At 36.4% G+C, this 12,730-nt stretch carries 11 protein-coding genes; 3 read left to right on the top strand and 8 right to left on the bottom strand.

Going from position 1 to position 12,730, the window contains the following annotated elements:
* Window positions 1–27: 27 nt before the first annotated feature.
* The 3 genes from GCQ56_RS16570 (at window position 28) to GCQ56_RS16580 (ending at window position 3,848) form a co-directional block, all read left to right on the top strand.
* On the top strand, window positions 28–231 hold the full coding sequence (locus GCQ56_RS16570) for a hypothetical protein (protein WP_152735654.1): 204 nt from the start codon (window positions 28–30) through the stop codon (window positions 229–231).
* A complete protein-coding gene (locus tag GCQ56_RS16575; RefSeq protein WP_152735655.1) occupies window positions 232–1,491 on the top strand; it encodes a hemolysin family protein in 1,260 nt (419 codons plus the stop codon).
* Between the two features lie 233 nt (window positions 1,492–1,724).
* The gene (locus GCQ56_RS16580; protein ID WP_152735656.1) at window positions 1,725–3,848 is read left to right on the top strand and encodes a peptidylprolyl isomerase; all 2,124 of its coding nucleotides are present in this window, start codon (window positions 1,725–1,727) and stop codon (window positions 3,846–3,848) included.
* Window positions 3,849–3,998: 150 nt separating this feature from the next.
* On the opposite strand, the gene GCQ56_RS16585 is transcribed toward GCQ56_RS16580, so the two are convergent.
* From GCQ56_RS16585 to GCQ56_RS16620, 8 genes are read right to left on the bottom strand one after another with little or no spacing between them, the layout of a single operon-like run.
* On the bottom strand, window positions 3,999–4,445 hold the full coding sequence (locus GCQ56_RS16585; RefSeq protein ID WP_152735657.1) for a GatB/YqeY domain-containing protein: 447 nt from the start codon (window positions 4,443–4,445) through the stop codon (window positions 3,999–4,001).
* Between the two features lie 54 nt (window positions 4,446–4,499).
* Window positions 4,500–5,735, bottom strand: coding sequence for a cell division protein FtsZ (ftsZ, locus tag GCQ56_RS16590; RefSeq protein WP_152735658.1), 1,236 nt, complete (start codon window positions 5,733–5,735; stop codon window positions 4,500–4,502).
* A 26-nt stretch (window positions 5,736–5,761) separates the two neighbouring features.
* The gene (gene ftsZ, locus GCQ56_RS16595) at window positions 5,762–7,063 is read right to left on the bottom strand and encodes a cell division protein FtsZ (RefSeq protein ID WP_152735659.1); all 1,302 of its coding nucleotides are present in this window, start codon (window positions 7,061–7,063) and stop codon (window positions 5,762–5,764) included.
* Window positions 7,064–7,097: 34 nt separating this feature from the next.
* Window positions 7,098–8,360 carry a cell division protein FtsA gene (gene ftsA, locus GCQ56_RS16600; protein WP_193323821.1) on the bottom strand — a complete coding sequence of 421 codons (1,263 nt, stop codon included), beginning with the start codon at window positions 8,358–8,360 and terminating at the stop codon, window positions 7,098–7,100.
* Between the two features lies 1 nt (window position 8,361).
* On the bottom strand, window positions 8,362–9,093 hold the full coding sequence (locus tag GCQ56_RS16605) for a cell division protein FtsQ/DivIB (RefSeq protein ID WP_152735661.1): 732 nt from the start codon (window positions 9,091–9,093) through the stop codon (window positions 8,362–8,364).
* A 1-nt stretch (window position 9,094) separates the two neighbouring features.
* Window positions 9,095–10,462 (bottom strand): UDP-N-acetylmuramate--L-alanine ligase, encoded by a 1,368-nt coding sequence (murC, locus tag GCQ56_RS16610; RefSeq protein ID WP_152735662.1) that lies wholly within the window; start codon window positions 10,460–10,462, stop codon window positions 9,095–9,097.
* A 3-nt stretch (window positions 10,463–10,465) separates the two neighbouring features.
* Window positions 10,466–11,566 (bottom strand): undecaprenyldiphospho-muramoylpentapeptide beta-N-acetylglucosaminyltransferase, encoded by a 1,101-nt coding sequence (murG, locus tag GCQ56_RS16615; RefSeq protein ID WP_152735663.1) that lies wholly within the window; start codon window positions 11,564–11,566, stop codon window positions 10,466–10,468.
* Complete coding sequence (locus tag GCQ56_RS16620) at window positions 11,550–12,707, bottom strand: FtsW/RodA/SpoVE family cell cycle protein (protein ID WP_227006096.1); 1,158 nt, start codon at window positions 12,705–12,707, stop codon at window positions 11,550–11,552. Before GCQ56_RS16620 ends, murG begins: the two co-directional genes overlap by 17 nt.
* Between the last annotated feature and the right edge of the window lie 23 nt (window positions 12,708–12,730).

Here is a 12,730-nt window from a genome sequence, read left to right on the forward strand (position 1 = left end):
TTATCTTGCCTACAAAATCCAAATAACGTGAATCAAAAAGTCCCTTTTATTTTAGAAATTGTCTGGCTGATTGTGATGATCAGTAGTGCCAGTGCTGCCGTATACAGAACATTCGAGAATGGTTTCTCTGAGAATATTATATTGTATGTTATCGCAATTCTTGCAGCATTAATGTACACTTCGAGAAGGTATCTGAGAAAATCAAGAGAGAAAAACCAATCTACTAAGTAAATGAATGATCTGATCATCATTTTTTCTATGCTGGCTTTATCAGCCTTTTTCTCGGGAATGGAAATTGCTTTTATTGCTGCAAACAAATTACGAATGGAACTTGATAGAAGTAAGAATACTCTTTCTTCAAAAATTATTTCCATTTTCTCTCGTTTCCCAGGACATTATATTAGTACCATGCTTGTGGGAAACAATATTGCATTAGTTGTTTATGGTATTGTGATGGCAAACATGCTAAAGCCATCTATTGCTCTTTGGGTTGAATCCGAATCCTTAATTTTAACTATACAAACCATCATCTCTACCCTATTGATATTGGTTACTGCCGAGTTTATTCCCAAAACTCTATTCCGCATTAATCCTAATTTAGCCTTGAATGTTTTTGCAATGCCGGTGATGTTCTTCTACATTGTATTTTATCCGGTAACAATAGTCACCATGCTATTGTCCAAAAATATCATTCACAAATTATTTAAAACGAAAATTACCGAAGACGAGGAAACACAAGCTTTTGGGAAAGTTGATTTGGATCATCTGGTACAAGAAGGGCAAGACACTCAGGCTATTGCCGAAGATGACATGCACGACATCAAAATATTCCGTAATGCACTTGACTTTTCGAAAGTAAAATTACGCGAATGCATTGTCCCTAGGAACGAGATTGAAGCAATGGAATTCACTAGTGAAATTAATGATTTAACTCAACGATTTATCGAAACAGGATATTCTCGAATCCTGATTTACAAAGAATCTATTGATAATATTATTGGATACGTTCATTCATCCTTGATATTTAAGAAACCACAAAGTATTAAGTCTGCGCTAAGCCGTATAATTTTTGTGCCAGAAACAATGGCTGCACATAAACTTTTAAATTTGTTTACTAAAGAACAAAAAAGCATTGCTGTGGTGGTTGACGAATTTGGAGGTACAGCAGGCATGGTAACTATTGAAGATATCATGGAAGAGATTTTTGGTGAGATTGAGGATGAACACGACAATATCGATTTGGAAGAACAAGTGATATCTGAAACAGAATTCCTATTTTCGGGCAGATTGGAAATTGATTACTTGAACGATAAATATGAATTGAACTTACCAGAATCAGAAGAATTCGAAACATTGAATGGATTCATTCTATTTAATCATGAAAGTATCCCAAAATACAACGAAACCATTCGTATCGATCAGTTTAGTTTTAAAATTGTTGAGGTCAGCAACACTAGAGTTGAGAAGATTAAACTAACCGTTAACCTCTAGCCTCTACTCGTTGACTATCTGCTAATTAAATCTAAATCCAACTCTTTTAAATGTTCGATAATAATCAGCAAAACACATTTCTGTAATTCTACTCATTTACAAGCTTTGCAAGTTAGAATTTCTACTACTTTTATTTTACTATAAAAGCCAATAAACTGAGACAAATAAAAAGCAATCATTTCCCATTTTTTTGTATATTCGTAGCCTAATTAAGAATATTTAAATCTTTTTCGATGGCAACATTACAGAAAATAAGAAACCGTGGTGTATTTATTGGAATCATTATTGGAGGAGCATTGTTTGCATTTATTGCAGGTGACGCACTGAAATCGGGTGGTTCTTTGTTGACAAACTCACGAAATGAAATGGCAGAAATTGCAGGGGAATCGGTAAACATTCGTGATTTCCAAAATCGATTTAATCATAATATCGAAGTAGCAAAGTTGATGTCTGGTCAAACTTCAATTCCTTCTGAGCAAACTGAAAGAATGAGAGAGCAAACCTGGCAACAAATGGTGCAGGAAATGGTGATGAATCAAGAATATGAAGAGTTGGGAATTTCAGTTTCTTCAGATGAGTTATATGATATGGTTCAAGGTAGAAACATCGATCCTACTATCCGTCAGATGTTCCAAAACGAAAATGGAACTATCGACAGAGCACAGGTTGTTGCAACACTACAAAACTTGATCAATGCTAAAGCAGGAACTCCACAAAAAAAGTACTGGCTGAACATCGAAAAAGCAATGAGTACTCAGAGAACTTTAACCAAGTACAATTCCTTGATTCAAAAAGGTCTTTACATGCCAAACGCATTGGTTAAAAATTTAGCTGAAAAAGGAAGCAAAAAAGTTGACATTAACTATGTTGTTAAAAATTACAACTTAATTCCTGATAGTACAGTTAACGTTTCTGATGCTGAAATTAAAGCATATTACAACGAGCACAAAGATCTATTTAAACAAACAGAATCAAGAAGAATTGATTACGTTCCTTTCACTGTTGAGCCATCAACAGATGACTATAAAGCAACTGAAAAATCGTTAGCTGATATTAAAGCTGATTTTGCTGCTGAAACAAACAACATTCAATTTGTTGAGTTAAATGCGGATAACGATTTCAATGCTTACTATTTCAAGAAAGACGAAATTACCAATAAAGATTTAGCTGAATTTGCATTTGCTGGTACTAAAGGCGATGTAACTGATGTTTATTCTGAGAATGATACATACAAGCTTGCAAAAATCAACGAAGTAAAAATGCTTCCTGATTCGGTTAAAGCTCGTCACATCTTAATTCGTCCGGTTAACGGAGATTACGCAGCAGCACAAGCTAAAGCTGATAGCTTAAAAGCATTGGTTGAGAAAGGATCTCGTTTTGATGATTTAGCAAAAGCTAATTCTGATGATCAAGGATCTGCTGTTAACGGTGGTGATTTGGGTTGGTTTACTCAAGGTAAAATGGTTCAGCCATTCAACGATGCAGCTTTCAATTCTAAAAAGAACGAGGTTGTGGTTGTATTGACTCAGTTTGGTGCTCACGTTATTCAGGTAACTAAAAAAGGAAAAGCAGTTAAGAAAGTACAACTTGCTATTGTTGATCGTAAGGTTGAAGCTAGTAACAAAACAATTCAAGCTGCTTACGCATTGGCAAGAACATTTGCAGGTAACAACCTTGAAAGAGATGCTTTCTTAAAAGCTAGCTCGGAACAAGGAATGCAAAAAAGAACTGCTAACTTAAAGAAGGATACTAAAAACATTCCAGGACTTGAAAACTCTAGAGAACTAGTTAGAGCTGCTTATAATACAGATGAAATGGAAACTGTATTATTAAACGGTGATAACTCAGCAGTATTCGAATTTGGTGATAAATTTGTGGTAGCTATTCTTTCTGATATTAAAGAAGAAGGTTTCTCATCGGTTAACGATGTAGCTTCAACTATTCGTCGCGAAGTAAGAAAAGAGAAGAAAGCAGAAATGATGATTGCTGAATTGAAGAAAGCAAGTCAAGGTGCACAAAGTCTTCTTTCAGTTGCTACAAAAGAGAACTTAGAAGTTAAAAATGCTTCTGCCATTAGCTTCTCATCATTCCAGATTCCTGGAGCAGGTATCGAGCCAAATGTAATTAGTACAGCAGCTCAAATCGAAAAAGGAAAAATATCTGAACCTGTTGAAGGAAATCAAGGTGTTTATGTGGTTGTAGTAACCAACGAAAATACTGACGAAGTAACTGATGAAACTGTTAAAGCTTTTAAAGCAAGACTAGAACAAGGTTACCAATATCGCACAAACTATCAAGCATTCCAGGCATTAAAAGAAAATGCTGAGGTTATTGATAAAAGATATAAGTTTTACTAGAGTTTAGTAAAATCGAAAAGAAAAGCGAGATGAATATTCATCTCGCTTTTTTTATGCTCTTCTCTTTAAGAAGGATTAAAATTTTAATGGTATTGCACAAAAAAAGAGCTGTATATTTTACAGCTCTTGAATCTATTTTTTGATCAGGAATTAAGACAACAATGCCTTTACTTTATCAGCAACCAATTTACCATCTGCTTTGCCTGACAATTGCTTTGTAGCCATTCCCATAACTTTTCCCATCTCTTTCATTGAGGTAGCTCCTGTATCAGCAATAATTTTCTGAACAGCTGCAGTCAACTCCTCATCACTCATTTGAGCTGGAAGATACACTTCAAGAAAACCCATTTCCATAATTTCCTTATCAGCTAAATCTTCACGTCCGCCAGTTTTGTACGTTTCGGCAGCATCTTTTCGTTGCTTTACCAATTTCTGAATAATCTTAACACCAACAGCATCTTCTAATTCCGAAGCTCCAGTCTTCGTCATTTCCATTGTAAATGCACTTTTTACTGAACGTATTGCTTGAAGTTTGTCTTTATCCTTTGCCTTCATTGCAGATTTCATATCTGCATTAATTTGTTCTAATAAGCTCATATTATTATTTTTTTTGAGTGAATATCAATTTCAATTCATCCAACAAGCTTGAATCTATTCGTCATCCAATGTAAATTTAATTACATTTCCCGAACGATATTGCTTCTCTTTTAAATTCTTTTGCTTCCTCTTGTATGCAGGTATGCTTTCAATTTCATCAATTTCTGACTCTTTTAAATCAGTTAGAATGATTTTCTTCTCTTCAAGTGGCTCTGGCTCTTCGTTCAACTTCATTTTTGTCTGCTGAGCGGAATTTCCAGATCCACGAGTAGCTCGAAATGCATTTGATCTGGTTTTTTCAACTTCTTCGGTTATTCCACCATTTTCAAAACCAGTTGCGATAATCGTAACACAAACCTTGTTTCCTAAAGCCTCATCCTGACCAGTACCCCAGATTATTGAAGCACTATCACCAACAGCTTCCTGCACGTAATCGGTAATTTCTCCAACCTCGTCCATGGTAACCTCTTCACCTCCCGAACTAATATTCAGTAGAATATTTCGAGCACCTCTAACATCGTTACTATTCAATAACGGAGAAGTAAGCGCCTCACGAATTGCCATTACAGCTCTGTCTTCGCCTTCTGCACTTGCCGATCCCATAACTGCGACACCACTATCGGTCATCACCGTCTTAACATCTTCAAAGTCGACGTTTATGTATCCATGTAAAGTTATAATTTCAGCAATTCCTTTGGCTGCCGTTGCCAAAACATCATCAGCCTTCGAGAAAGCTGTTGACAGCTTTAAATCGCCATAAATCTCACTTAATTTCTCATTATTGATCACCAATAAAGAATCAACATTCTCTTTTAGCTTGTTGATACCTTCAAGCGCTTGATTCAATCGTACTCTACCCTCAAATCGGAAGGGAATGGTAACTATACCTACAGTTAAAATTCCTGCTTCCTTAGCGGCTTTAGCAATAACAGGAGCAGCTCCAGTTCCGGTTCCGCCTCCCATTCCTGCTGTGATAAAAACCATTTTGGTATTATCGGAAAGTACTTCATTTACATCATCTAGGTTTTCAATAGCCGATTGAGCTCCTCTTTCGGGCTTGTTACCAGCTCCTCTACCTTCGGTTAGCGATTCGCCCAATTGAATTTTAACAGGTATCTGGCTATTTTCCAAAGCCTGAGCATCGGTATTGCAAATTACAAAATCCACATCCTTAATACCCTGTTGATACATATAGTTTACAGCATTTCCACCACCACCTCCAACACCAATTACCTTAATAATTGATGATTCATTTTCGGCTAAGCTAAAATCCATTAAATCCTCTGTCATTATATATTCCTTAATTCGTTACTCCACTACATAGGAGTATCCTTGTTATCAAAAATATTCGAGAAGCTCTTTTTAAACCAACCATCAATACTTCCATGATTATCATCCTCCTCTTCCATCTCTTCATTCTCAATTTCAGCTTCGGCAACTTTTTCTTGCACTTGTTGTGTTTGAGTATGACTCTGAACTTTTTGTTCTTCAGATCTTTTGCGCATTAATTCTTCTCTGCGCTGCATTTCTTCTCTGCGTTTTGCCGCAGCTTTTTCCTCCTCAGCTGCTGGATTCTCAATGATTAATTCCAACTTCGACTCCTCTTCAGGTCTTGTGCGAGGCTGAATCATTAATTCAGGAATTGGGTTCTCAGAAAAACCAGTAGCAATAATGGTAACGCTTAATTCTTCGCCCATTTTTTCGTTATAACCATTACCCCAAATCACACTCACATCATCACCCACCACATCGTGAACGTAATCAGTAATCTGACTTACTTCCTGCATAGTAACCTCTTCACTACCTGATATGATATTAAGAAGAATGTTACGCGCACCTACAATGTTGTTACTATTTAAAAGTGGTGAATTTAAAGCCTCTTCAATAGCTCTAATCGAACGATCCTCACCAGTAGCCGATGCAGAACCCATTACCGCAACACCACTATTTCTCATGACTGTTTCAACATCCGCGAAGTCGACGTTTACATAACCGGGAACTGTGATAATCTCGGCAATACTTTTCGCTGCAACGGACAAAACAGTATCTGCTTCGGCAAAGGCATCAGACAATTTCAAGTCTCCATACATCATTCGAAGCTTCTCATTATTTATTATTAGAAGTGCATCAACATGTTTTTCCAGATTTTCTATTCCTTCCAAAGCTTGCTGAATACGCTTTTTTCCTTCAAATCTAAAAGGAATGGTAACAATACCCACAGTTAGAACATCTTGTTCTCTCGCTGCCTCGGCAATTACCGGTGCTGCACCTGTTCCAGTTCCACCGCCCATTCCTGCAGTAACAAACACCATCTTGGTTTTCTGACTCAATACTTTATTGATATCATCTAAACTTTCGATAGCTGATTCTCTTCCTCGCTCAGGCTTATTACCTGCACCACGACCTTCGGTTAAAGATCGACCCAACTGTACTTTAATTGGCACCGGGCTATTTTCGAGAGCTTGTGCATCAGTATTGCAAATTACAAAATCAACCCCCGTAATTCCTTCTTTTAACATGTGGTTTACAGCGTTTCCTCCGCCTCCACCAACACCAATTACTTTTATAATGGATTTTTCTTTTGGTTCAAAATCAACCGGTAATAATTCGTCAATCATGATATCACAGTTTTAGGGTTACTACATCTCTTTTCTACATATCCACATCATGGGTATCAAACAATGAACCAAGAATAGTTCTCAATCCTCGTTTCTTTTTAGGTTTATCATTTTCTACTGCCTGTTCTACTTTCTTTTTAACTGGTTTTTCCAATCCTTTCAATAACAGACCAATTGATGTAGAATACATCGGTTGATCCATATTTTCATCAAGTAAAATTTTACTTGAACTTCCCGGGAAACCAAGTCTTACATCCAGACCAGTTCTTTCTCGAGCTAATTGATCAAGATTTTTCAACAATGCACCACCTCCTGTTAAAACAATACCAGCTCCAATTTTATCATGCAATCCGGTAATTTCAATCTGAAATTTTACACTATCGATAATCTCTTCCATGCGACACTGAATAATCTGTGCCAAGGTTTTAAAAGAAATCTCTTTAGGATCCCAACCGCCAACACTAGGAATGGTAACAACTTTATCATCATCAGCCAAATCAGCAACAGCTTCTCCAAACTGAATTTTCAAAGCTTCAGCTTGTTTCAGCAGCACAGAACATCCTTCTTTAATATCCCGGGTAACAATATCGCCTCCAAAAGGAATAACTGCTGTATGACGAAGTATACCATCAAAGTGGACCGTAATATCAGTAGTTCCTCCACCTATATCAACAAGAACAACTCCAGCTTCCTTCTCTTCTTCGGTTAAAACTGCAAGTGACGATGCAAGTGGTTCCAAGACCAATTCTTCAATTTCAAGATCTACTTCCTTCACACACTTTTCAATATTGCGTGCTGATGCGGTACGCCCAATGATAATATTAAAATTACCATCCAATCGTCTGCCTGCCATCCCAACAGGGTTACGAATACCAGCTTCCTTGTCGACCACAAAATCCTGAGGAATAACATGTAAAATTTGCTCTCCAACCTCAATCGGAAGACGGAAATTTTCATTTAAAATCTCGTCAACATCTGCTTTAGTGATCTCCTCAATTTCGTTCTGAATGTATTTAAATTGCCTGTGTTTAATACTACGAATGTGCTGTCCGGCAATTCCGACATACACTCGGGAAATATCTTCATTCGAATTTTCTTTCAAACGCACAACAACTTCACTTATCGCCTCAATCGTGTCTTCGATACTGTGAATTACTCCCCGCTTTACTCCCTTCGATCCTGTTTTCTCCATTCCAAGAACTCTTAACTTCCCTTCTGGAGTAAGCTTTCCCATAATGGCAACAATTTTTGTTGTACCAATATCAATAGCAGCGATTATGTTGTTTCTACCTGTCATTCTAATTCTTTTTTGTACAAACCACCTGATTTTCATACTTCAGGCTGATTCTTTTGTATTTGTTCCAACCAGTTTTTGAAAAACCGCTGGTGTACAAAGCATAAAGCTTTTGAAACTTTTTCTGATAATTCTCGACACTACCCAATTCTATTTTATGTGCACCAACTCGTGGTACTAAAATATACTCTTTTCCACTTGTTACATGTACTTGGGTTATTTGCGACTTCCAAAATTCATCATTTGTAATAAATTTTACCAGCTCCAAAAGCTCTTCTTTTATCAATATATCATTTACTGCCCCTGAAACGACTAAAACTCGTGACGTAAATTTTGTAGACAAAGGCATTTTCTTACCTTCTTCATCAATGTAGTATCCTTTTCCCTTCAAAATTCGAACAATTGGTTTACGCTGATGAATTTCAACAATCAATTTTCCAGATAAAGAACTGTATACTTCTGACTTTTTTACGTAAGGAACTTCATCAATCATATCTTCCAGAATCTCTTTATTCACTGAAGATATCGAATTTCCTTCCCAATTAGGATATTTCTTTTTTACAATTTTTTCAACATCACGATTGCTAACAAAACCACTTCTCACACTGTCTTGTACCTTAACTTTAATGGCACTAAAAGTTAGTTCTTCTTTCTTATCGCTTACGAAAGAGAAACTTACAATTAAATATCCCAATAAAGATACCCAAACCAATATGACAGTAATTTTTCTTAGCATATTAATATTTTTCTATCAGCATTTCTTTAATTGGTTCAACCATTTTGTCAATATCACCAGCACCTAATGTCAACAGCACTTCCAGATCTTTATCCTTCAAAATATTTAGTAATTCCTCTTTAGCACACAATTGTGCAGGAACTTCAATTTTATCCAAAATTAAATTCGAATTTACACCTTCGATTGGCAATTCTCTTGCCGGATAAATATCCAATAAAATAACCTCATCTAATAAATTCAAACTTTTTGCAAAACCATCAACAAAATCACGAGTTCGAGTGTACAAATGCGGTTGAAAAATCCCGGTTATTTTCTTCTGAGGATATATAGCGCGAACTGATGAAATGCTCTCCTTTAATTCTTTAGGATGGTGAGCATAATCGTCAATAAAAACAATATGTTTTTGTCTGATTTGATAATCAAATCTTCGTCGAACACCTTCAAATCCAGACAATGCTAATCTCAATTCCTCCTCATTAACTCCACTCAACAAAGCAACACTACTTGCCGCTATGGCGTTCTCCACATTTATCTTACCCGGATAAGAAAAACGCAATCGTTCAATTACACCTTCTGGATGAATCAAATCGAATTCATAAAATCCTTCAAGCAAATTCAAATTCTTAGCATAGAAATCAGCCTCTTCCTGCAAAGAATAGGAATATGTACTGATTCCTTCGGCAGGAAGAGTTAATCCTTTTTTATGAACTAAAATTCCATCTGTTTTGATCTGACTGGCAAATTCACAAAAGCTTTTTTCCAATTCCGATTTGTCACCATAAATATCCAAATGATCAGCATCCATTGATGTTATCAAAGCTATTTTTGGATGTAACTGTAAAAAGGATCGATCAAATTCGTCTGCCTCAAGAATTACCCAAGGACTATCCTTTGAAAGTAATAGATTCGATTGATAATTTCTAGATATCCCACCTAAAAAAGCATTGCAGCCTAAAGCTGATGTTTTAAAAATGTGAGCCGTAATTGTCGAAACCGTAGTTTTCCCATGTGTGCCTGCAATTCCAACTCCATTTAAATTATCTGAAAGTAATCCTAAAACCTGAGAACGTTTCATGATAGTGAAATTGTTCAATCGGAAATAGGATAACTGCTGATGATCTTTAGGAATAGCAGGAGTAAACACCACCAAAGTATTCTCCTTATTCATAAACTCAGTTGGAATGGTATCCAAATCATCCTCAAACGTGATTCTAAGTCCCTCTTCCTTCAACTCACTTGTTAGTTTTGTAGAAGTTCTATCGTACCCAAACACATTCTTTCCAATAGAATGAAAATAGCGCGCAATGGCACTCATTCCGATTCCACCGATCCCAACAAAATATATATTTTTAAAATCTTTAATCTGCATATTCTATATCATTGCAAGAATTTGTTCCGCTATATCATCAGCCGCATTCGGTTTTGCCAATTCCTTACAATTTACCGATAAGCGATTCAACTTTTCCTCATTTGTGATCAATGACAAAGCTTCTGGTATTAGCTTTTGCACTGCATCAATATCTTTTACCATAACTGCAGCATCCTTATTTACCAAAGCCATTGCATTTTTTGTTTGGTGATCTTCTGACACATTAGGTGAAGGCACCAAAATGCTTGGTTTTGCAACCAAACAAAGTTCAGAAATGGTTCCCGCACCAGCTCTGGAAATAACTAGATCTGCGGCAGCATATGCCAAATCCATTCTGCTTAAAAAGTCAGAAACTTTTAAATTAGGAAGATCCCAATTCTTTACCTCTTCTTGTACCTTTTCGATGTAGAATTTCCCTGTTTGCCAGATAATTTGAACATCCGATTGTGAAACTGCGTCCAATGATTTCAACACACTATTATTAATAGTTCTGGCTCCAAGGCTTCCTCCAACAATTAAAATGATTTTTTTATTGGTATCCAAGCCAAAATATTCAAGAGCTTCAGCTTTTTTTGATTCTATTTCCAACAAATCTTTTCGAACAGGATTGCCAGTTAAGATGATTTTATCTTTTGGAAAAAATCGCTCCATACCTTCGTATGCAACACAAATCTTCTTTGCCTTTTTTGCCAAAAGCTTATTGGTGATTCCTGCGTAGGAATTCTGTTCCTGAATTAATGCTGGAACACCCAATTTAGAAGCAACACGCAATAATGGTCCACTGGCATATCCACCAACACCAACAACCGCATCGGGTTGAAAACCCTTTACTATTGCTTTTGCTTTCCATATACTTTTTAATAAACGAGAGAAAAATTTCAAATTCTCTTTTGTAAAACTTCTTTGCAAACCACGAATTGGTAATCCAATAATATCGTATCCAGCAGCAGGAACTTTTTCCATTTCCATTTTACCTTCAGCTCCCACAAAAAGAATCTCACAATCGGAATGCTTTTGTTTTAAAGCATTCGCAATTGAAATGGCTGGATAAATGTGTCCACCTGTTCCTCCTCCGCTGACTATTATTTTAATTTTCTGCTTCATTTAATCTCTTTTCTTCTTCGTTAGCCCAATTGCTAACACTCAAAATCATTCCGAATGCTGCGCTGGTAAAAATTAATGAGGTTCCTCCCATACTTACCAATGGCAATGGTTGCCCTGTTACAGGAATTAAATTTACCGATACTGCCATATTTGTTAATGCCTGAAAAACGATACTCAAAGTCAATCCTATCACTAAAAATGCTGGAAAGGTTCTGGTGCATTTCCTTACAATCAATCCTCCCCGATAAAGCAAAAACAGATAGAATGCCAGTATACTGAATCCTCCTGTCCAGCCCATTTCTTCCAAAATAATGGCATATATAAAATCGGAATAAGGGTGTGGTAAAAAATTACGTTGCGTACTATTCCCCGGACCTTTTCCAATTATTCCACCAGAAACAACGGCAATTTTCGATTGCTCAACCTGATAGTTCTGACTGTTATTTACATTCTTTTCATCGCCAAAAAAATTCTCAATTCGAGAACGAACCGTTTGAATACGACCTACACTTGGCAATAACGGAGCGGCAGCAATTAAAAGCACTAAAACAATTAATACTGCGCCAACGGTTCCCAACATATATTTCTTAGCAACTCTACCAATAAACATGAGCAAGTAACAAATACCTCCCAATAAAACTGATGTAGAGAAGTCATCCAGGAAAATTAAACCACAAACTACACCAATAGGTATAATCAAATGTAGAAATGCTTCATTTTTACATCCATCCTTTCCCTGATATCTGGATAAAGTTCTGGAAACATGCAATATCAGCGCAAGCTTAGCCAATTCCGATGGTTGAAAGTTAAAGCCAATACCTGGAATGGTAATCCAACGCGAGGCATCATTTAGGTTAGTTCCTATTAATTTAGCGAGTATCAATAAGCCAATAGAAACTATGAGTGTTATATTCGCAAATCCTGAATAAAATCGATGTGGAATTCTATGTACCACATACATGATACAAAAGCATCCGCCCAATAGAAACAATTGTTTGATGAAAAAATAGGAAGTATTTCCCCCTTTTACCTTGTAAGCTAAAGTTCCGGTAGAACTATATACTACAAGTAAGGAAATCATGGATAGAAGCAATATGATGATCCAAATTACTTTATCTCCACGCAAACTTAATTTTTTCAACAAGCTTCCCATTAATCAGAACA

The organism is Marinifilum sp. N1E240 (assembly GCF_009295825.1).
GTDB classification, from domain to species: Bacteria; Bacteroidota; Bacteroidia; order Bacteroidales; family Marinifilaceae; genus Marinifilum_A; species Marinifilum_A sediminis.

What these genes read in the sequence shown, in the direction of transcription:
- murC (WP_152735662.1), bottom strand. Translation starts at nt 10,462, where the DNA reads ATGCAGATTAAAGATTTTAAAAATATATATTTTGTTGGGATCGGTGGA.
- ftsZ (WP_152735658.1), bottom strand. Translation starts at nt 5,735, where the DNA reads ATGACAGAGGATTTAATGGATTTTAGCTTAGCCGAAAATGAATCATCA.
- ftsA (WP_193323821.1), bottom strand. Translation starts at nt 8,360, where the DNA reads ATGACAGGTAGAAACAACATAATCGCTGCTATTGATATTGGTACAACA.
- GCQ56_RS16580 (WP_152735656.1), top strand. Translation starts at nt 1,725, where the DNA reads ATGGCAACATTACAGAAAATAAGAAACCGTGGTGTATTTATTGGAATC.
- murG (WP_152735663.1), bottom strand. Translation starts at nt 11,566, where the DNA reads ATGAAGCAGAAAATTAAAATAATAGTCAGCGGAGGAGGAACAGGTGGA.
- ftsZ (WP_152735659.1), bottom strand. Translation starts at nt 7,063, where the DNA reads ATGATTGACGAATTATTACCGGTTGATTTTGAACCAAAAGAAAAATCC.
- GCQ56_RS16575 (WP_152735655.1), top strand. Translation starts at nt 232, where the DNA reads ATGAATGATCTGATCATCATTTTTTCTATGCTGGCTTTATCAGCCTTT.
- GCQ56_RS16605 (WP_152735661.1), bottom strand. Translation starts at nt 9,093, where the DNA reads ATGCTAAGAAAAATTACTGTCATATTGGTTTGGGTATCTTTATTGGGA.
- GCQ56_RS16585 (WP_152735657.1), bottom strand. Translation starts at nt 4,445, where the DNA reads ATGAGCTTATTAGAACAAATTAATGCAGATATGAAATCTGCAATGAAG.